19 protein-coding genes and 1 pseudogene are annotated in these 18,604 nt (G+C 60.2%); 4 read left to right on the top strand and 16 right to left on the bottom strand.

What is annotated here, in order from left to right:
* From BC363_RS20375 to BC363_RS20360, 4 genes are all read right to left on the bottom strand, one after another.
* A partial coding sequence (locus tag BC363_RS20375; protein WP_153047631.1) for an alcohol dehydrogenase catalytic domain-containing protein occupies window positions 1–195 on the bottom strand: 195 nt, incomplete at its 3' end.
* 141 nt (window positions 196–336) lie between these two features.
* Window positions 337–1,194 carry a quinoprotein dehydrogenase-associated putative ABC transporter substrate-binding protein gene (locus BC363_RS20370; protein ID WP_065783925.1) on the bottom strand — a complete coding sequence of 286 codons (858 nt, stop codon included), beginning with the start codon at window positions 1,192–1,194 and terminating at the stop codon, window positions 337–339.
* A 1-nt stretch (window position 1,195) separates the two neighbouring features.
* A complete protein-coding gene (locus BC363_RS20365; protein WP_065783939.1) occupies window positions 1,196–1,720 on the bottom strand; it encodes a c-type cytochrome, methanol metabolism-related in 525 nt (174 codons plus the stop codon).
* 164 nt (window positions 1,721–1,884) lie between these two features.
* The gene (locus BC363_RS20360) at window positions 1,885–3,801 is read right to left on the bottom strand and encodes a methanol/ethanol family PQQ-dependent dehydrogenase (protein ID WP_141690380.1); all 1,917 of its coding nucleotides are present in this window, start codon (window positions 3,799–3,801) and stop codon (window positions 1,885–1,887) included.
* A gap of 439 nt (window positions 3,802–4,240) precedes the next feature.
* On the opposite strand from BC363_RS20360, the gene BC363_RS35170 reads away from it, so the two are divergent.
* The gene (locus tag BC363_RS35170) at window positions 4,241–4,564 is read left to right on the top strand and encodes a hypothetical protein (RefSeq protein ID WP_244519923.1); all 324 of its coding nucleotides are present in this window, start codon (window positions 4,241–4,243) and stop codon (window positions 4,562–4,564) included.
* Between the two features lie 73 nt (window positions 4,565–4,637).
* Here BC363_RS35170 and BC363_RS20350 read toward each other — a convergent pair whose 3' ends face one another.
* The 10 genes from BC363_RS20350 to BC363_RS20305 form a co-directional block, all read right to left on the bottom strand.
* On the bottom strand, window positions 4,638–5,291 hold the full coding sequence (locus BC363_RS20350) for an ATP-binding cassette domain-containing protein (protein ID WP_244519918.1): 654 nt from the start codon (window positions 5,289–5,291) through the stop codon (window positions 4,638–4,640).
* Window positions 5,292–5,346: 55 nt separating this feature from the next.
* A complete protein-coding gene (locus tag BC363_RS20345; RefSeq protein WP_065783935.1) occupies window positions 5,347–6,039 on the bottom strand; it encodes an ABC transporter permease in 693 nt (230 codons plus the stop codon).
* A 131-nt stretch (window positions 6,040–6,170) separates the two neighbouring features.
* Window positions 6,171–7,124 carry an ABC transporter substrate-binding protein gene (locus BC363_RS20340; protein ID WP_244519917.1) on the bottom strand — a complete coding sequence of 318 codons (954 nt, stop codon included), beginning with the start codon at window positions 7,122–7,124 and terminating at the stop codon, window positions 6,171–6,173.
* A gap of 72 nt (window positions 7,125–7,196) precedes the next feature.
* Window positions 7,197–7,406: a hypothetical protein gene (locus BC363_RS20335; RefSeq protein ID WP_065783917.1), complete on the bottom strand. Its 210-nt coding sequence runs from the start codon at window positions 7,404–7,406 to the stop codon at window positions 7,197–7,199.
* A 159-nt stretch (window positions 7,407–7,565) separates the two neighbouring features.
* Window positions 7,566–8,192, bottom strand: a complete 627-nt coding sequence (locus BC363_RS20330) for a hypothetical protein (protein ID WP_083223521.1) — start codon at window positions 8,190–8,192, stop codon at window positions 7,566–7,568.
* Window positions 8,192–9,064, bottom strand: a complete 873-nt coding sequence (locus tag BC363_RS20325; RefSeq protein ID WP_065783914.1) for an ABC transporter permease — start codon at window positions 9,062–9,064, stop codon at window positions 8,192–8,194. Before BC363_RS20325 ends, BC363_RS20330 begins: the two co-directional genes overlap by 1 nt.
* Complete coding sequence (locus BC363_RS20320) at window positions 9,061–9,849, bottom strand: ABC transporter ATP-binding protein (RefSeq protein WP_065783913.1); 789 nt, start codon at window positions 9,847–9,849, stop codon at window positions 9,061–9,063. Before BC363_RS20320 ends, BC363_RS20325 begins: the two co-directional genes overlap by 4 nt.
* 43 nt (window positions 9,850–9,892) lie before the next feature.
* Complete coding sequence (locus BC363_RS20315; RefSeq protein ID WP_244519916.1) at window positions 9,893–10,300, bottom strand: hypothetical protein; 408 nt, start codon at window positions 10,298–10,300, stop codon at window positions 9,893–9,895.
* 118 nt (window positions 10,301–10,418) lie between these two features.
* Window positions 10,419–11,396, bottom strand: a complete 978-nt coding sequence (locus BC363_RS20310) for a YVTN family beta-propeller repeat protein (RefSeq protein ID WP_065783909.1) — start codon at window positions 11,394–11,396, stop codon at window positions 10,419–10,421.
* Window positions 11,397–11,421: 25 nt separating this feature from the next.
* Entirely contained in the window at window positions 11,422–12,570 is a 1,149-nt protein-coding gene (locus tag BC363_RS20305; protein ID WP_244519922.1) for an ABC transporter substrate-binding protein, read from the bottom strand.
* Window positions 12,571–13,008: 438 nt separating this feature from the next.
* Here BC363_RS20305 and BC363_RS36025 point away from each other — a divergent pair, with 438 nt between their 5' ends.
* From BC363_RS36025 to BC363_RS33645, 3 genes and pseudogenes are all read left to right on the top strand, one after another.
* Window positions 13,009–14,535 (top strand): AMP-binding protein, encoded by a 1,527-nt coding sequence (locus BC363_RS36025; RefSeq protein WP_280137943.1) that lies wholly within the window; start codon window positions 13,009–13,011, stop codon window positions 14,533–14,535.
* The gene (locus BC363_RS36235; protein ID WP_280137942.1) at window positions 14,453–15,967 is read left to right on the top strand and encodes a 1-acyl-sn-glycerol-3-phosphate acyltransferase; all 1,515 of its coding nucleotides are present in this window, start codon (window positions 14,453–14,455) and stop codon (window positions 15,965–15,967) included. The genes BC363_RS36025 and BC363_RS36235 overlap by 83 nt, the downstream gene beginning before the upstream one ends.
* Window positions 15,968–16,474: 507 nt before the next feature.
* Window positions 16,475–16,707, top strand: a pseudogene (locus tag BC363_RS33645) (transposase); the annotation flags it as partial.
* A gap of 184 nt (window positions 16,708–16,891) precedes the next feature.
* On the opposite strand, the gene BC363_RS20295 reads toward BC363_RS33645, so the two are convergent.
* Together BC363_RS20295 and BC363_RS20290 are read right to left on the bottom strand one after the other, a co-directional pair.
* Window positions 16,892–17,821: an electron transfer flavoprotein subunit alpha/FixB family protein gene (locus BC363_RS20295; RefSeq protein WP_065783907.1), complete on the bottom strand. Its 930-nt coding sequence runs from the start codon at window positions 17,819–17,821 to the stop codon at window positions 16,892–16,894.
* 27 nt (window positions 17,822–17,848) lie between these two features.
* Window positions 17,849–18,598, bottom strand: a complete 750-nt coding sequence (locus tag BC363_RS20290) for an electron transfer flavoprotein subunit beta/FixA family protein (protein WP_065783934.1) — start codon at window positions 18,596–18,598, stop codon at window positions 17,849–17,851.
* Window positions 18,599–18,604: the final 6 nt, after the last annotated feature.

The following is an 18,604-nucleotide window of genomic DNA, read 5'->3' as shown; positions in this document are numbered from 1 at the left end:
GGCACCCTCATGGCCGAGGATCGCCGGGAACAGACCTTCGGGGTCGGCGCCCGACAGCGTGAAATCGTCGGTGTGGCAGATGCCGGTCGCCTTGACCTCGATCAGCACCTCGCCGGCCCTTGGGCCTTCGAGCTGAACGGTCATCACTTCCAGCGGCTTGCCGGCCTGAACGGCGACGGCGGCGCGTACGTCCATGTCTCCATCCTCCTTTGAACATTATCTCCGTCGTGGGCCGGTTCGTCAGGACAAGCCCCGACAAGATGCAACCCAACCACGGCAGTTGCCGGGTGCGGATGACCACCCGGTATCCCAAGTCTCCCGTCATCCCGAGCTACGTCACTGAGTGATCCTCTCGTCGTGTTCGTCGAGCAGCGGCACATGGTAGGACAGCAGCAGCTTGTTGATCTCCGCTTGGTTGTCCTTGATGAAGGCGTTGAGCGTGCGTTTCCATTGTTGGTCGGACGGCCGCACACCCATCGTGATCCGATAGATCATGCGCTGACCGCCCTTCTCCTTAGTCAGGGGCACGATCGCCAGATCGGCGCCGGACTTGCGGGCGTAATAACCCGCCATAGGCCCCCAGACCGCGGCGGCGTCGATCACACCTGCCAGCATGTCCCGTATCATGACTTCCGCCATCGACGGCATTATCCGCGTATCGACTATGAGCGGATAGATCTTCGCCTTCCGCATCAGTTTTGCAACCGCCATGTTGGCGGTGGGTGGCGTTCCCTGGACGACGCCGATCCTCTTGTCGGCGAGCTTTGGATCAGCCAGCGTTTCCACACCGGCAAGATCGCCATCTTTCTTGTAAATCAGCACGTAGGATGAGCGATAATAAGCGTTGGTATTCTGGACGAGTTCGTCTCCTTGCGCATACCCCATGATGATGTCGCAGAGATTCGCGCCGAGCGTATTGCGCACAAAGCCAGGGATGGAGGGATACCAAGTATAGGCGACTGCGCTTCGTCCTGTCGCGGTTGCGACCATTTTGGCGAGCTTATCCTCGAATCCCTCGCCGCTCTGGTCGGAGAAGGGTATGTTGGACGGGTCGGCGCAGACCCGCAGCCTATCCGGATCAACCAACTCTCCAGCCGCCCCGAGCCCGGCGCTCTGGGAATACGCCTGCAAAGGGATCAACGTGACCATGGAGATGAGGGCCACCCTGCAGGTCCGATGGGCGCCGTGTGCCATGTCATCCACCCATGCAGGATGCTTCGTAGGCCTTCGCCCCTTCGGGTTTGTCCGCCTTCTTGGGCGGACGCCCTCGCGGCGCAGCGCCGACGGCGCGGGAGCGCAGATAGACGTAGATGTCGTCGAGGTAGCAATAGACATTCTTATTGTTGCCGAAGGCCGGCATGACCGTCTCTTTGCCGCCGACGACGCTCTTGCGTCCCTCCGCAACGATCGCGAGGAAATTGGGATAGTCCAGGTTCTTCATGGTCGTGGCCAAGGAAGGGGCATAACTAGAGCCGACGCCGTCGGGGCCGTGACAGACATGACAGTCCGAGTGATAGCGACGGTAACCGCTGAACGTGTACCAATCGACCGTCCCGTCGTTTTGAAACTTGAACGTCGGGTTTCCCTCAGCATCGAAGTGTTTCCCGTCTTCTTCTGTGACAGCCGCGGCCTTTTCCTGGTCGTCTGCGGCGGGGGTATTTCCTGCAATAAACAGCGGGAACACGGCGCCTAGCGCTAGTACTGAACTACGAAAAGCCATCAAAAAACCCCACGCTTTGGAAACCCGGAGCGCGATGCTTCAGCAGGCCCATCCGGATTGAGACGAACGATGGATGCGGACTGCGCAAGCGATCATTGCTTCGGGCGGTCGATAGCAGATGGGGCTGCGCCGGAGACGCAGCCCTACCGCCCTTCACCAGGTCATCAGTCCGGAAGACCGAATACTGTCAGTTGCCCTCCGAGCGTCGTGTATTCCGCCAGAGCGGCATAGCCACCGACTGCGCCCAGACCCGCGGTGCCGACAACTTGGGCTTCATCACCCTGCGCACGGCCCTGGTCTACCGCACCATGCCAGGCGGCAGCGTTCTCGGGAGAAAGCAGCCCGCCAGCCAGTCCAATCCCGGCCCAGCCACCAACGCCCGACAGGACGGCGATATACTGCTTGCCGCCATGTTCGTAGGTATTGATATTGCCGATAATGCCGGATGGTGTCTTGAACCGGTAGAGTTCCTTACCCTCCATATCGACTGCCACGATGTAGCCTTCCAGAGTTCCATAGAAGAGCACGTCGCCTTCCGTCGCGAGGGCACCGGACCAGACCGAGAACTTCTCGGGCTTCGACCAGACGATCTCGCCTTTGGCAGCATCCCAGGCAATGAAGTTCCCCATGCCGCCATGGCTGTCCGGGGCCGGAAACATCGAAACGGTCGCACCGACATAAGCTTGACCAGCCGTATAGCTGACCTTGTAGGGCTCATAGTCCATGCAAACGTGGTTTGTCGGCACGTAGAACAAGCCGGTCTTTGGTGAATACGCGGCCGGCTGCTGATCCTTCGTGCCGAGGGCCGCAGGGCAGATCCCCGTCGAATTCACGTCCTCGCCGTTCTGTTCGGTGGAGTATTTCGCTACGACCTGCGGCCGACCATACTGCTCACTCGCCGGATCCATGACGACTTCAGTCGCCCAGTTGACCTTCGGATCGTATTTCTTGGCAACCAGAAGCTCTCCCGTCGCCCGGTCGAGGGTATAGGCAAAGCCGTTGCGGTCGAAATGCACGAGCACGTCACGGGGCTGACCGTTGATCTGCATCGCATCGACGAGAATGTTCTCGTTGACGCCGTCATAATCCCACTCGTCGTGCGGGGTCATTTGATATAGCCACTTGGCCATACCGGTATCGACGTCGCGCGCCATCAGGGTCATCGACCAGCGATTGTCGCCCGGCCGCTGCACGGGGTTCCAGGTCCCCGGATTAGCCGTGCCATAATAGATCAGGTTGAGCTTCGGATCATAGGAGTACCACCCCCATGTCGTGCCGCCGCCGGTCTTCCACTCCTCGCCTTCCCAGCTCTTTATACCAGAGTCAGGTCCGACGGGTTTTCCGAGATGGGTGGTCTTTTCGGGCTCGACGAGCATTTCGGCGTCGGGGCCAGTCGAATAGGCTTTCCAGGCGAGCGACCCGTCTTTCAGATTGTACGCCGCCATCCAGCCGCGGACACCAAATTCCGCACCCGATATACCGACCAGCACCTTGTCCTTGACGACCATTGGAGCACCCGTGCTGGACTCGGCCTTGCTGCCATCGGTCTGTTCTCCGTTCTTCACAGACCAGACGACCTTACCGGTCTTGGCGTCGAGGGCAACGACCGTCGTGTCCGCCTGGTTCAGGATTATCTTGCCATCGCCATAGGCGACGCCACGATAGACCGTGTCACAGCACATGATGCCTATGACGTTCGGATCCTGCTTTGGCTCGTATTTCCAGAGGATCTTGCCGTCGTTGTTGAGATCAAGGGCATAGACGTTGTTGGGAAACGGCGTATGGACGTACATGACGTCGCCGATCACAAGCGGTCCGCCCTCATGACCACGCAGCACACCCGTCGAGAAGGTCCATTTGACCTGCAGGTCCTTCACGTTGTCCTTCGTGATCTGATTGAGTTTGGAATAGCGGTGATTGGCATAATCGCCCGTAGGCATCGCCCAGTTCTTCGCGTCGGCCGAAAGGGCCGTCAGCTCGTCATTGGCCAACGCATTTCCAGCAAGAGCCCCTGTCAGAACTCCTGTCAGAACTCCAGCGGCGGTCATCGGCAGATATAGGAATTTTCCAAGTATGCGCATGCGGATTCCTCCCGACGTCGATAGGGACCCGAGGCACATCGTCACACTCCTCGGGAGACCACAAAGGCCAGCCCAAGCTATGTCATGCTCGTCGTGGGATATCTGCTTGCTTCAGCGTCTCACGGGTTCATTTGGATGGGCAGAGGGCACCGTTATTGCCCGCCCTCACGCTCCCAAGACACAAGGCTTGAAGCCGTAAACTGCCGGCAGAATAGGCGATCGGACCGATTAGCGCAAGATTAAATATACGATCTGCGCGCAACGCAACAACAAAAAATGCTCCTGCGCAATACATGTACTACTGATGTTTGCGGGAATTAGATTTGCTTAGCCCGGACAATTACTATAATAATACATAGCTCCAATCAGATTAACGTGGCTCCTGTCCAACGCATCAATGCCTACGGGAGATTTCATTGTGACCACTGGTAACCTAGACGTGATCGCCTTCCTCGCCGTGTTCACGTGTGCCGCGGCAGCATCGGCAGCCGGAGGCTACCCGACGGTCGCAGTCGTCGACTATGTGTATGGCTGTATGAAAGCCAACGGCGAGACACGGGCTGCACTCGAGAACTGTTCTTGCTCTATCGACATCATAGCCTCGATCCTGCCCTACGAGCGCTATGAGGCGGCAGAGACGTTCAGAAGCCTGGGACTTCAGACAGGCGAAAGAGGGGTCCTGTTCCGGCAGAGCGCGCCGGCGAATTCCGCCGTCGCCGAACTTAGACGAGCGCAGGCCGAAGCAGAGGTGCGGTGCTTCTGATCCTCGAAAACGAGAGCCGCCCCTCCGATTGCCCCTCGCCATCAGTTGATGGCCCCTGTGGTTTGGAGCGCGATCATACCGCGTCCGCAAACGTCTTGTGAAAATCCGAAACGAGATTGTCGAGCGCCGGCGCGTCACGCAAATGGCGTGACAGGCCCACTTCGAAGATGCCCAGCACCTGCGCCGGGCGCGGTGACAGCACGATGATGCGATCGGCAAGCAGAAGGGCCTCGCGCAGATTGTGGGTCACCATCAAGGCGGTGGTGGGCCTGGCGGCCCACACCGTCATCAAAAGACGGCGCAATCTGTCGGCAGTCCGTTCGTCGAGCGAAGTGAAAGGCTCGTCCAGAAAAAGAATCGCGGGTTCCGTGGCGAAGGCCCGTGCAAGGGCGGCGCGGCGCGCAAGGCCAAGCGAAAGCTCCGACGGATAGAGCGACCGCATTGAGGAGAGCCCCAGAATTTCGAACAGCCGGTCCAGGTCCTTGTCCCTGAGACGCGCAGACAGAGCAAGGCGGACGTTTTGCTCCACCGTCCGCCAGGGGAGAAGCAACGGCTCCTGAAAGACCGCAGCGACGCGGTTGGAGCCGCCTTCGGGCAATTGATAACTCCCCGAAAATTGCCGGTCGAGACCCAGCAGGATTCGCAAGGTCGTGGTCTTGCCGCAGCCCGACGGGCCCAGCAGACAGGCAAATTCGCTCTGCCGCACCTCGAAGGAAAGTCCGCGCAATGCGACAATCGTAACGCCCTCCGCCGAACGGAACGTTTTTTCGCTAATATCGACTTTAAGCGGAGCGGCGACGCCAGCGGGTTGCATGTCGTTCAAGTGGCTGCACCAAAAAGAGTTCGATCAACAGCATGATAGCCACGAAGGCCAGTGTGTAGGCAAGGATGGCGGCAACATCGAATATCTGGAAGTAGAGATAGATCTGGAAGCCGACACCGTTTGAACGGCCGAGCAGCTCAACGACGAGCACGATCTTCCAGATCAGCGCGATGCCGGAGCGCGAGGCAACCGCGAAATAGGGCTGCAACTGTGGCATCAGGATGTGGCGGACATGGTCAAGCGGCCCCAGCCGGTAGACCGTGGCCATTTCCGCGTAACGATGATCGAGCGCACGCGCACCCTCGCGCATGGTGACGATGACATTGGGTATCTTATTGATCGCAACGGCGCCGATCGCAGCAGCCTCTGTCAGGCCGAACCAAATGTAAGCGAGAACGATAACGACCAGCGCCGGGAGATTGAGAAAGAGCACAAGCCATGGATTGAAGAAGGAATCCGCCCGCCGATGCCTGCCGAGGAGGACGCCGATGACCGATCCGACGATCATGGCGACAGCATATGCGGCCGCGACCCGCCAGAGCGTCATTGCCAGATGATAGACAAGGTCACCGCTCGCCGCCTCCTTGAGAAGCACCCGCCAGACCTCGAGCGGTGGCGGAAGAGCGCGGCTCGGCCACATCCCGGCGACCATGCCCCAGAGCAGGCCTAGTCCAAGCAGCGATGCCAAGCTCGTTGCGGCCGGCAACGCGGATCGAACACTGTGAGAGGCGCTCCATGTGCGTAGGCCCGCAGGATCGCGTTTTTCCGATCCGTGTTTTGCCATCATGTCTTCAACGCAGCCCAGAACGTCCCGGGAGCCATTTGCCGCGCCGCACCGACGAGCTTCTCCCCGCCGAGGTCGGCAAGGATTTCGTACAGCTTGGCGGCATCGCGTTCCTCGTCGGCGAGAGGCCGGTTTGGAATGCCTTCGCGATAGCGATCCCGCAGCACCTCGAGTTCCCTGCCCTCGGCTCGCACTACAGGTGCCAAACGCTGCCATTCAGCGTCGGATTGAGCCAGAAGTCTCTTGGCCGCCGCACTTGCCTTGACGAAGCTCATCGCCACATCCGGGTTTTCGTTCGCCCATTTTTCGTGGAATACATAGCCCAACGCCGAGACGGGTCCCGATGCCCCGAGCGCCTTGATTGCATCTTCGGCTCCAATCAGGCGGCGAAAGCCGCTCGCCTCCAGCCGCGCGCAGAAATGCCAGAAATTCAACACCGCATCGAGTTCACCCGAAACAGCCTTTTCCGATAACAGTGGCGGAGCGCCAAAAACGATCTCGCTCTCCTTGGTCAAATCAATCCCATTGTCACGCTGGGAAAGCCCCTGGATCAGAAGCCAGCTCTTGTCGAGCGATCCGCCGGCCACGCCGATCTTCTTCCCCACGAGGTCGGGAATGCCTCGAATTGGCGCGTCCTGCTTGACCATGATGGCGCCAACCGCGGTCGAGTAAGGTGCAAGCGTGAGATCCTCGCCCTGCGAACGCTGGCGCGACACCCACAACCAATCGGAAACGATGATGTCGAGGTCGCCTGCCAGCATGGCCACGTTGGTGGCATCTTCCCCAGCGAAATAGACGACTTCCACGTCGATGCCGTTGGCCGCGTCGAATTTATTGTGCTTGATGGTGTCGAGTTCCCAGTTCACCGTTCCGAACTTGAGAACACCCACCCGTATCTTCGGAGCGGATGGGTTTGCCAAGACATGAAAGCCACGAGGATTTGCAGCAGCCATCAAAACCGTCAGGCAAAGCGCGCGCCGCGATATGTTCATGATGCCACCTCCCAACAAACGTTTGCAGCGACGTCAAATTTCCCGACCCTTGTCGGGGAACAAACACTTCCATCGCACGACCTTCAGCGCCGGATGGTCCTCGGACCACTTCGCGATCTCAGCCGGTGCCAGCGTCATGCATTGGACAAGCGAGCCGCGGCTCTCGAAATACAGGTGCTCAGTGCGGCAATTGGCAGGGTTGGCCAGCACGCAGACGGTCAGGGCGAGATCGACGAGGTTCATTCCGCACCTTTCCCTGCGCGAACTCGCACAGAAGCAACGGTGACTGGCGTGCTTGGCATGCCGGTCCGACAGCTAGCCTTCACAAGGTGCCCTGACGGAAAGCCGATGACGAGAATACGCGCGCGATAGACGAGCGTCAATTACTCCGCCAGACTAGGCTCATCTGGCTTCCAGCATTTGCGCAATCGTCTTGGCCAGAGCATACAAGCGCTGCTCGATCAGCGTAGGCACCTCGCAGACAAAGCTCAGCGATTGCGCGCGCTCCTGAAAAATGCGTGTCTGAAACACGAGCCGATCATTCCGCAGCGCAAGCTCGTTCAGGTCGGCATCGGGTTTAGCGCGCAAGGCATCCACTGCGGAAGCCTCCTGCCGTAGGCGTGCCGCCATGTCCCTCTGGCCGCGGGCGTAGCGTGCAATGCCGGAAATAACCTCAGAGCGTTCCCGGTTCATATGATCGAAGAGCCCCCGAACGAGCATGGTCATGCGCTGCTCCCTTTCGCCCTTCGGCAGGCCTTCCGCATACCTGCTGATCTTTAGCTGCGCCTCTGGCAGCGGCACGCGGCGCGCCGACAGTTCCACAACCAAAGCAGAAATGGTCGCATCTTTGGACCAGTCGGCGGCCGCCGGCCGCAGTTCCGCGCCATTCCAGACCTGGCCGAGCGAAAGCTTCGGAACCTTGCGCTGGATACACGGCCAGTCCGGGTCGTCGCCCTGGGCGGCCAAGGCGGGCCATGCGAGGTTTGCAGCGGCCACCACGGGGAGGAGTATCAGGGACAGCCACCGCATCAGGCATTCCCTCCTGTGATCTGCCTGCGCCGGAGAAAACCGTTTGATGGATTATAGGCGAGGATCGCACCGCCCAGAAACAGTGCGGTGAACGCAATCACGATCATCAGTGATGCCCAGTCAATCTGTCCATAAAGGGCGAAGCGGATTAGTTCGACCGCATAGGTGAACGGGTTTGCAAGACAGATTTTGTGGAGAAGCGGACTCGATTCCTGGATGCGCCAGAGTGGATAGAGCGCGGGAGAGGCAAAATACATCGGAAAGATCACGAAGTTCATGATCCCCGCAAAATTCTCCAGTTGCTTGATCATCGACGACAAGAGCATCCCGAGCGAGCACAGCATCATTCCTGACAAGAACAAGGCGGGAAGGATCAGCAGATAGCCACTCCATGGTGGCCTGACGCCCCAGAACAAGGCAATGACCAGAAAAGCATAGACTTGCACGATCGATACCGTCACACCGGCGAGCAGCTTGGAGACGAGCAGGAACCAGCGTGGAAACGGACTGACCAGCAGGGTACGCATGTTTCCCATCTCCCGATCATAGACCATCGAAAGCGAAGACTGCATACCGCTGAACAGTAGGATCATGCCGCATAGGCCGGGCGTGATATAGACCTCGTACAGCACGTAGGTCTTGTAGGGCGGAATGATCGAGACGCCCAGCACCTGACGGAAACCAGCGGCGAACACGAACAGCCATAGGAGCGGACGAACGAGCGACGAGATGAAGCGCTCACGCTGGTTAAGAAAACGAAGGCCCTCTCGATAAAGGATTCCCTTCAAGCAAATGGAATACTGACGAACCTTGAAGCCGCGTCCCGAGGCATGATCGGTTGGAATAGCGCTTTGAACCGTCTGCGGCGTCATAGGCAGGCGCCCTCGGGTAAAACCGAAACCAGCCCCGTCAAGGATGCGAACGCCTGCCGAATGCTGTCCGAACCAGCCGAACGTACGACATCTGACACCCTGCCCTGCGCCAGCACCCTTCCCTTGTCGAGGACGACCACATCATCGTTACTCTCGACCTCGTCGATCAGGTGGGTCGCCCAGAAAACGCTGATGCCATCGGTGACCACAAGGTCGCGGATCGTGGCGAGGATCTCGGCACGCGACTGGATGTCCAGCCCCACGGTCGCCTCGTCGAGCAGCAACAGCGGCGGCCGATGCAACAGAGCCCGGGCAATTTCGATGCGCCGCATTTGTCCGCCGGAAAGGCTGCGCGCCTTATCATAGAGCCGGTCGCTCATATTGACCTGAGCAAGTAATGTCCTGATCCGTTCCAGGGCCTGTGCATGGCCGATGCCATGCAAAGAGGCATGGTAAGAAAGGTTCTGGTAGACGCTGAGATCGAGATCCAATGTACGCGCCTGAAACACGATACCAAGTCGGCGAAGCGCCTCCCCCGGTTCCCTGCTGATATCATGGCCGAAGATGTGGATCGCCCCTTGGCGCGTGTCGTAGAGGTGGCTGATCAACGAAAACAGCGTCGTCTTGCCGGCCCCATTGAGGCCGAGCAAGACGGTAAAGTGGCCGGGCGCTATTGAAAAAGAAATGTCGGACAGAACCTGCTTCCGGCCAAAGCAATGACCGACCGCCGACACGTCGAGTGCGGGAGGCACGCTCACTTCATCATTCGCCTTCACATCCTGCATGGCGTCCTCCTGGGCGAGCAGCAAGGATAGTCCGCATCCCAGCCTATTTGATGGTGATCGTTCCCTTCATGCCTTTGTCGGCGAGGTCTGGAACGGACCACGTGTAGTTGCCTGGTCGAACCGTTGTGAACTGCACCTGCATCGTGCCTTCAGCGTCGAACTCGAGCCATGCAGGTGCACCGTTCATGTGAACCTCGAGACCGTTGATGACGATCTGGTTCATCCAGACATTGCGGAAAAGGTCCGTTGAAAATTTATACTCCAAGCCCGCTGCCGAGGTGATTTTCCAACGGTAGCCCTGACCGGCGATCAGCTCAAAATCCTTCTGGTTGACGGCGAAACTGTCGGCAGCCGATCCGAGGACCAGTTCGGGGACGACCTTGCTGGCCAGCGTCACCCGCTCGGGAACTGCGGTTCGGTGGCGGCACTGCGTCGTCATCATCATCATCATCTGCATCTTGCCCGGCGCTGGGCGTCACTGACAAGGCTATTCCGAGGAACACCGCAAGTGCGAAATTCCGATATCTCTGCATGCCTCCTCCTTCGCAAGCGAGCTTTTGTCCAACACCTCAGTTCGGACTCACGACCACACCCCAGGGCAACGCCCCGACCGTCACGGATTGAATTGGTTCATCGGTAGCGACGTCGATGAAAGTGATATCGTTGGAAACTCCGTTGGTGCTGATGATCGACTTCTGATCGGGCGTGAAGGCGAGCTGCCAGACCCGCTGCCCGACAAGCACGTATTTTTCAACCTCGTAAGTCTTGGCATTGACCACAGCCACGCGATTGGCGGGGCCGAGCGCCACATAGGCCTTCGTGCCGTCGGCCGTGATGCGCACGCCGACCGGCTGGATCGATTCTGGGCGCAAGCCGGGAATCTCGAAGGTGATCTTGTGCTTTATCTCACGGCTCGCATTGTCGATGACGGAGACAGTGCCGCCGATTTCGGCGCTGACCCAGACCTCCGAGTTGTCGGGCTTGAACTCCGCGAATCGTGGTCGGGGATCAACGAGGACATTGTGGGTGATCTCGTTGGTTTCGGTATCGATGAAGTGTGCCATGTTGGTCGTTTCCGAGGTATTGACCATCGACTTCCCGTCCGGGCTGATGCCCATTCCCTCGGGTTCGACTCCAACCGGCACCTCCGCCCGCACATGTCTGCTTTCAAGGTCGATGACCGTGACCAGATTGTCGTCTTCATTGGCGACGTAGAGCGTCTTGCCATCAGGGGAGAGCACGAACAGTTCGGGGTCCGGTCCGGATGGCAGCGATCCGACAATTTCGTACGTGGCCGTATCGATGATTTCGATCGTGTCGTCGTCGCTTGCGCACAGGTAGATGAATTTACCGTCGTGCGAAATCGTAATGCCGCGCGGCCGCTGGCCGACATCAATCGTCCGGACCACCTCCTTCGTGGTCGAATCGACCACGGATACCGTGTTGTCCTTCTCGTTGGAGACATAGACCATGTAGGCGGACGCGGGGGATCCGATACTTGCAGCCACAATAAGTCCGGCCGAAAGAAACGTCAGTCGTCGGAACATCTGGCTCTCTCCCTGTTTTTTGAAGCTATTTCAGCACACATCGCGTCTCGGGCTGATCGATCCCGAGCGTGTCGAGTTCGGAGAACTGATGCAGGAATCCTTCCTGGGGTGACGTCGACACGACCGAACGGCCGTCGCCCAGGAAGATGGGCTGGCGCAATTGCCAGTTCCATTTCCGGAAGGTCAGTTTCTGCCCCTTGAAAGCTGCAATCGAGAAATCCTCGGCACGAATGAAGGCTCCGAGCACTTCGGGATCCGCACTGTGCGTGCGCGTGGCAGCCTCGCCGATAATCCTGGCTGCCGTCCAAGCGGCCATGTCTTTCGACAACATTCGTCGGCCATTAGCCTTGGCGAAACGGTTCTGTATCTGCGTGCCGCCCCATTGCTCGCTGGCCGGGTGCCACGCGGCAGGTATCAGACCGGCGGTCCCAGCCACCGGCCGTGGCGTCCAGGTCCGGAACGGCACATAGGTTCCGAAAACCTCGCTTTCGTCTGCCACGAGCATCACATCGTGATCGGGAAACCCCTGTGTGAAGACGGGCATCTGTCGTTGGATCTGAACCACACCGGTATCCGTCCGCCGCGCCGTGCCGGTGTCGGTGAACTCCTTTTCCGCGACAACCTCGCCGCCAAAACGCGTGGCGGCGCGACGGAGCGCATCGGCGAACAGCTTGTCGGGCTCATGAGAACCGTAGATCAGCACCCACCGGCGCCACTGCTTCCAGATCAGATATTGTGCCAGCCCATCGGCGAGCATGGTGCGCGTTGGCGCCGTGTGAAAGGTGTTCGCCCGGCATTCCTCCTCGCGCAGACGGTCGTCCGTGGCGCCAACGTTCAAGATCAGGACGCCCTTGTCGCGAGCGAGATCGGCAATCGACAGAAGCTGCGTGGCGGAAAGATCTGCGAGAATGTAGAGGGCACCCTTCGACACCATGTCATTGAAGGCCGGCACGACGTCGGCGTCGGGCCTCACTTCGGACACATCGAGCGTGAACTTCTGCCCAAGGAAGGTACCGGTCGTGTTGTTGTCGCCGATGGCCACTTTGGCCCCCGCGACACCTTCGTCACGCGGTGGCACGTCCAGCACTGAAAGGGCCAGTTGGGGCGCATAGGCTCGAAGGTAGCCTAACTTGATCTCCGAAACCGGCTCGGCCTTCGCCGTCTTATCCGCCAGCGCGTTTGAAGGCTCCTGCGCAACGGCGCTGGAGAGGCTTGTAGCCCAAAGCAGAGCAGAGATAACGAGTATGAGGGCATAGAGCACCGCACATCCCACTTGATCGACAAAATACACCCTCTCCGACGCCAGTCGGATTTGTGTAATTCCTCGGTGCCCAAACAGTTTAACCGAGATATCCCTGATTTCAACCGGAAATTGGGAAGACGTTACGTTCGCCCACTAATATCGCCTGGCAGATGGGATGGTTGCAGCCCTTCCTGATGGCGAAAGTACCATGAAGTATGTGGTCAATGAGCCACAAAGCGGAAAGGACGGCGAAATGAGGATACGATGATCGGGGTGGACTTGGCAAAGCGTGTTCTCCATGTCCACGGGGCGTCGATGAGGCCGTCAAATTCCCTTGACTGCCGACGCGACCCGTATCGAGAATAACGGGTGGCCGAGGGTTTGATCGGTATTGGCAACAGACGTTACCGAATTCAATCCTTCGTCCATTTGGAGCAATTTCAGCAGTCGGATTTGCCCGTCATGGGTGCGGAACGGGAACTGCGCGCGCGTGATCTGATCGAGGTCGTCGCGGACCTCGTGCGCGAACTGCATCCCCAGCGCGCCAGGTTCATCAACGTCATCCCGTCGAGCAGGATCGTGCGCGATTTGGGGATCGACAGTCTCAGCAGGACCGAACTGATCCTGCGGATCGAGCGTGCGTTCCACGTAAGATTGCTCGCGCGGGCCATCGGCGAGGCCGAAACGGTCGGCGATCTCCTTCGCGCGCTGGAGCAAGCCGGGCCAGCGCGGGAGCGTCTCGCTCCTGAAAGGAAACTGGCTCCCTTACTTCTTTCCGTTCCCGCTGCGACAGATGCGCGGACGCTCGTCGAAGTCCTCGAATGGCATGCCGCGCGGCACGGCGACCGGACACATGTGACGGTGCTGCAAGACGAGGCGACGAGTCTCGGCAATCTCACCTACGGAGAACTCGCAGCGAGAGCGCGCAAGTTTGCGTGCGGCCTGATTGCCCGCGACGTCGGGCCCGGGGCCCGGGTCGCCCTGATGCTGCCGACCAGCATCGATTTCTTCGTCGCTTTCTTCGGCATTCTTTATGCCGGTGCCGTTCCTGTCCCCATCTACCCACCATCGAGGCTGTCGCAGCTCGAGGACCACCTGCGCCGGCAGACCGGCATCCTGCGCAACGTCGGCGCGTGCCTGCTGGTCACGATGCCGGAGGGACAGCGGCTCGCAGGGCTGTTCGCCGCGCTGGTGGAGACATTGAACGCGGTCGAAAGCGTCGAGGATATCGAGAAATCGGCACCGGACATGGACCTGCCCCGGTCCGCGGATGCCGATTCCACCGCCCTCATCCAGTACACGTCCGGCAGCACCGGCGACCCGAAGGGCGTCTTACTCACTCACGCCAACCTTCTTGCCAATATCCGCGCCATGGGTGGGGTCATACAGGCGAGCTCGGACGACGTCTTCGTTAGTTGGCTGCCGCTCTATCACGACATGGGGCTCATCGGTGCGTGGCTGGGGTGCCTCCACTATGCCACGCCGCTCTACGCCATGTCGCCGCTGAGCTTCCTCGTGCGGCCGGAAACCTGGCTGTGGGCGATCCACCGATTTCGGGCCACCTTTTCCGCCTCTCCCAACTTCGGCTTCGAATTGTGCCTGAACAAGATCGACGAAGCGGATCTCGCCGGGCTCGACCTCAGCTCGTTGCGGCTGGTGGCGAACGGTGCCGAGCCAGTTAGCGCGCAGACCCTGCGCCGCTTCATTGCGCGATTTGGCCGCTACGGTCTTTCGGCTCAGGCGATGGCTCCCGTCTATGGCCTCGCCGAGAGTTCGGTCGGTCTCGCTTTTCCCCCCGCTCGGGCGCCCGCCCGTGATCGATCGTGTCGACCGCGCCCGGCTGAGCTCCGCTGGCATTGCGGCGCCGGCGACATCCGAATCTCCGAGGCCGCTTGAAATCGTCGCCTGCGGGCAGCCGCTACCGGGCCACGAGATCCGGATCGTCGACGAGGCGGGCCACGAACTGGGTGAGCGCAGGGAAGGAAGGCTCGAATTTCGCGGCCCCTCCACCACGAGCGGCTATTTCCGCAACACGACGAAGACCCGTGAACTCTTTCGTGACGGCTGGCTCGACAGCGGGGATCGCGCCTATATGGCGGCAGGGGACGTGTTCGTCACCGGCCGCCTGAAGGACATCATCATCCGCGCCGGCCGCCATCTCTATCCGCAGGAAGTCGAGGAGGCGATCGGAACGATTCCCGGAATCCGCAAGGGCGGTGTCGCAGTGTTCGGCACCACGGATGAGGCCTCTGGCACCGAGCGCGTTGTCGTTCTGGCCGAGACGCGCGAGACGGAGCCGGATGCTCGGGCGACGCTGCACGCACGCATACTCGAGGTCGTGACCGATATCGCCGGAACGCCGCCCGACGATATTATTCTGGCGCCGCGGCACGCGGTTCCGATGACATCGAGCGGCAAGATCCGCCGCAGCGCGGCCAAGGAACTCTACGAGAGCGGTCATATCGGCGCGGCCCAACGCGACGTCTGGCAGCAAGTGCTGCGCCTAGTGCTGGCCGGAGCCTTCGCGCGGGCGAGGCGGGTGTTACGGCTGACGACCGAGATCCTCTATGCGGGCTGGTGGTGGCTGGTGCTGGGCAGCGCGTTCCTGCTCGGGTGCATCGCCGTGCTGATTCTCCCGCGCCTTGCCTGGCGATGGTCTGCCGTCAGAGGCATTTCCCGCTCGGCTCTCGCCGCGATGGGCGTGCGCCTTACAACCACCGGCATCGGCCGCATCCCGAAGCGGGGCGCGATCCTGGTCTTCAATCATTCCAGCTACACTGACGCCCTCGTCCTTTCAGCGGTGCTCCCGGGCGAGCCTGCTTTCGTCGCCAAGAGGGAACTGACCGGGCGCTTGATAGCAGGTCTGCTCCTGCGGCGCCTAGGGGTTCCGTTCGTCGAGCGCTACGACGTCTTTGGCAGTCTCGCGGATGCAGCGGCGCTGATCGCCCTGGCGCGGCAAGGCCGCATACTGGCCTTCTTCCCGGAGGGTACGTTCACGCGGCGGGTCGGTCTTTCAGGCTTCTATCTTGGCGCGTTCAAGGTGGCAGCCGAAGCGGGTCTCACCATCCTGCCTGGCGTCATCCATGGGACGCGAGCGATGCTGCGCGGCGGTCAATGGTTCCCCAGACGCGCGTCGCTGAGCGTCGAAATTACAGAGCCGGTGCAGCCAGAGGGTTCGGATTTCAGTGCCCTGATCAAGGTGCGACATGCGGTGCGCGACATCATGTTGGCTCGCTGCGGGGAACCCGATCTGAAGGAACTGGCAAAGCCCGAGCAGCCGCCCGCCGCTCGCAAACAGAATGACCGGATATCATGCATCTCGCTGTAGATTAAGGCGACAGCGCGTTGTCGAAGTTGGATGTTTTTTGAGGAGCGCGATCACGTTGCGGATCTGGTTGATATCGCCGTGCATAGAGTGGAGCCGGGGTCCGTAGGCTCCGCGCGGTACACCCTGCTGCGCGGCGACCTGCCGGCGACCCTGAGGTTTGCCAGCGGCAACATGGCAAGGGCTTGAGTGGATCGCAGGGATCGTTGGTTGCGGGGGCCTGACTGCACGGAGACTTGTAAATTCGGGCCTGTTTGCGAGATACGAACCGCCGTAGGTTCGTTCATTATATCAATGACTTGTAGACTTGAGAGATAGGCCTATTTATGGAACCGATACTTCAGGCCCGGCATGTGCCCTTGAGCTGGACGAGTTCAGCCGCATAATCGCGCAGCCACTCTAGCCAGTGGACTGATGACGGGTGCAATTGTGTTACGATCTTCACTGGTCTGCCCCCTGAAAAGTGATCCTTCCTGAAGTATGGCTTATGAAACGAAGAAGGACATTGAAATGGCAGCGAAAAGGCACAAGGCGGAAGAGATCGTCACGAAGCACGTCAGGTTGACGTGTTGAATGCGCAAGGCAGATCGATGGCGGAGGCGATCCGGTCGATAGGCGTGACGGAAGTAACATATTACCGGTGGCGATCAGAATACGGTGGCTTGAAGGGCGATCAGGTGAAGCGCCGGAAGGAACTGGAAACTGAGAGCGCGCGGCTTCGGTGGGCCGTTTCCGACCTAACGCAGCCGTTCCGTGCGTCCTGGCAGGTCCTTCGGGGAAACCATCCTGCCATAGCATGAACTGGATCGGATGACGAAGCGCCTGTTCGGAGCGATAGAATGCACGCACTGCTGTGGACCTCTTTTTAAACGGACGCCTGAAGTCACTGTGGCGCTCTGCAGCGCATCGGGAGAATAAGCCTAGACATCAGAGCGCCTTTTCGAACTCCGGCAGGATGGTGAACAGGTCGCCGACGAGGCCATAATCCGCGACCTGGAAGATCGGGGCTTCCTCGTCCTTGTTGATGGCGACGATGACCTTCGAGTCCGTCATGCCGGCCAAGTGCTGGATGGCGCCGGAGATGCCGACCGCGATGTAGAGTTGAGGTGCGACGACCTTACCGGTCTGGCCGACCTGCCAGTCGTTGGGGGCGTAGCCGGCATCGACCGCAGCGCGCGATGCGCCGACTGCGGCACCGAGCTTGTCGGCGACCGGCAGGATGACCTCTTGGAACTTTTCCGACGAGCCGAGCGCCCGGCCGCCGGAGATGATGATCTTGGCAGAGGTCAGTTCCGGACGGTCCGACGAGGACAGCGCGTCCTTGACGAAGGTCGAAAGGCCGTGATTGGCAGCAGCCGAGACGGTCTCGACGGAGGCAGAGCCGCCTTCGGCAGCCGACGCGAAGGAGGCCGTGCGCACGGTGATGACCTTCTTGGCTTCGCTGGTCTGCACCGTCTGGATGGCGTTGCCGGCATAGATCGGCCGCTTGAACGTGTCGGCCGAGACGACCTCGGTGATCTCGGAGATCTGGGCGATGTCGAGCAATGCTGCGACGCGCGGCAGCACGTTCTTGCCGACCGAAGTGGCGGCCGAGATGACGGTGTCGTAGCTGCCCGCCAGCGAGACGATCAGCGCTGCCAGCGGTTCGGCGAGATTGTTGGCAAGGTCATCGCTGTCGGCGAGCAGAACCTTGGATACGCCGGACAGTTTGGCGGCGGCATCGGCCGCGCCTTGGGCAGCCTTGCCGGCTACCAGCACATGCACGTCGCCGCCGATTTTCTGGGCGGCCGTCAATGTCTTGGCGGTCTGGTCGGACAGGGTTGCGTTGTCGTGGTCAGCCAGAAGAAGAATGGCCATGATATGTGTCTCCTTGTTCTGGGTTCTTTAGAGGACGCCGGCTTCGTTTTTCAGCTTGTCGACGAGTTCGGCGACCGTCTTGACCTTGATGCCGGCCTTGCGGCCTTCCGGCTCCTCGGTCTTCAGCACCTTGAGGCGGGCTGTCGTATCGACGCCGAAATCGGCCGGGCTCTTCTTGTCGAGCGGCTTTTTCTTCGCCTTCATGATGTTCGGCAGCGAGGCATAGCGCGGCTCGTTCAGGCGCAGATCGGTGGTGACAACTGCTGGAAGTTTGATCTCGATGGTCTGCAGGCCGCCATCGACTTCGCGGGTCACCTGAGCCTTGCCGTCGCCGATCTCGATCTTCGAGGCGAACGTGCCCTGGGCCCAGCCGAGAAGAGCGGACAGCATCTGGCCGGTCTGGTTACTGTCGTCGTCGATCGCCTGCTTGCCGACGATGATGAGGCCCGGCTGTTCGGCTTCCGCCACACCCTTGACGATCTTGGCAACGGCGAGCGGCTCGACTTGATCGTCGGTCTCGACCAGGATCGCCCGGTCGGCGCCCATGGCCAGCGCCGTGCGCAGCGTTTCCTCGGCCTTGGCCGGTCCGACGGAGACGACAACGACTTCCGACGCCTTGCCGGCTTCCTTCAGCCGCAGGGCTTCCTCGACGGAGATTTCGTCGAACGGGTTCATCGACATCTTCACATTGGCAAGCTCGACACCCGAACCATCCGGCTTAACCCGGATCTTCACGTTGTAGTCGACGACCCGCTTGACGGTGACCAGAACTTTCATGACTGC

The sequence above is a fragment of the Ensifer sp. LC384 genome, from assembly GCF_001695865.1.
Taxonomy (GTDB): domain Bacteria; phylum Pseudomonadota; class Alphaproteobacteria; order Rhizobiales; family Rhizobiaceae; genus Ensifer.
This window is presented reverse-complemented; position numbering and strand designations above follow the sequence as displayed.

What these genes read in the sequence shown, in the direction of transcription:
- BC363_RS20370 (WP_065783925.1), bottom strand. Translation starts at nt 1,194, where the DNA reads ATGGCACACGGCGCCCATCGGACCTGCAGGGTGGCCCTCATCTCCATG.
- BC363_RS20365 (WP_065783939.1), bottom strand. Translation starts at nt 1,720, where the DNA reads ATGGCTTTTCGTAGTTCAGTACTAGCGCTAGGCGCCGTGTTCCCGCTG.
- BC363_RS20360 (WP_141690380.1), bottom strand. Translation starts at nt 3,801, where the DNA reads ATGCGCATACTTGGAAAATTCCTATATCTGCCGATGACCGCCGCTGGA.
- BC363_RS20345 (WP_065783935.1), bottom strand. Translation starts at nt 6,039, where the DNA reads ATGGTCGCCGGGATGTGGCCGAGCCGCGCTCTTCCGCCACCGCTCGAG.
- BC363_RS20340 (WP_244519917.1), bottom strand. Translation starts at nt 7,124, where the DNA reads ATGGCTGCTGCAAATCCTCGTGGCTTTCATGTCTTGGCAAACCCATCC.
- BC363_RS20335 (WP_065783917.1), bottom strand. Translation starts at nt 7,406, where the DNA reads ATGAACCTCGTCGATCTCGCCCTGACCGTCTGCGTGCTGGCCAACCCT.
- BC363_RS20330 (WP_083223521.1), bottom strand. Translation starts at nt 8,192, where the DNA reads ATGCGGTGGCTGTCCCTGATACTCCTCCCCGTGGTGGCCGCTGCAAAC.
- BC363_RS20325 (WP_065783914.1), bottom strand. Translation starts at nt 9,064, where the DNA reads ATGACGCCGCAGACGGTTCAAAGCGCTATTCCAACCGATCATGCCTCG.
- BC363_RS20320 (WP_065783913.1), bottom strand. Translation starts at nt 9,849, where the DNA reads ATGCAGGATGTGAAGGCGAATGATGAAGTGAGCGTGCCTCCCGCACTC.
- BC363_RS20315 (WP_244519916.1), bottom strand. Translation starts at nt 10,300, where the DNA reads ATGATGATGATGATGACGACGCAGTGCCGCCACCGAACCGCAGTTCCC.
- BC363_RS20310 (WP_065783909.1), bottom strand. Translation starts at nt 11,396, where the DNA reads ATGTTCCGACGACTGACGTTTCTTTCGGCCGGACTTATTGTGGCTGCA.
- BC363_RS20295 (WP_065783907.1), bottom strand. Translation starts at nt 17,821, where the DNA reads ATGGCCATTCTTCTTCTGGCTGACCACGACAACGCAACCCTGTCCGAC.
- BC363_RS20290 (WP_065783934.1), bottom strand. Translation starts at nt 18,598, where the DNA reads ATGAAAGTTCTGGTCACCGTCAAGCGGGTCGTCGACTACAACGTGAAG.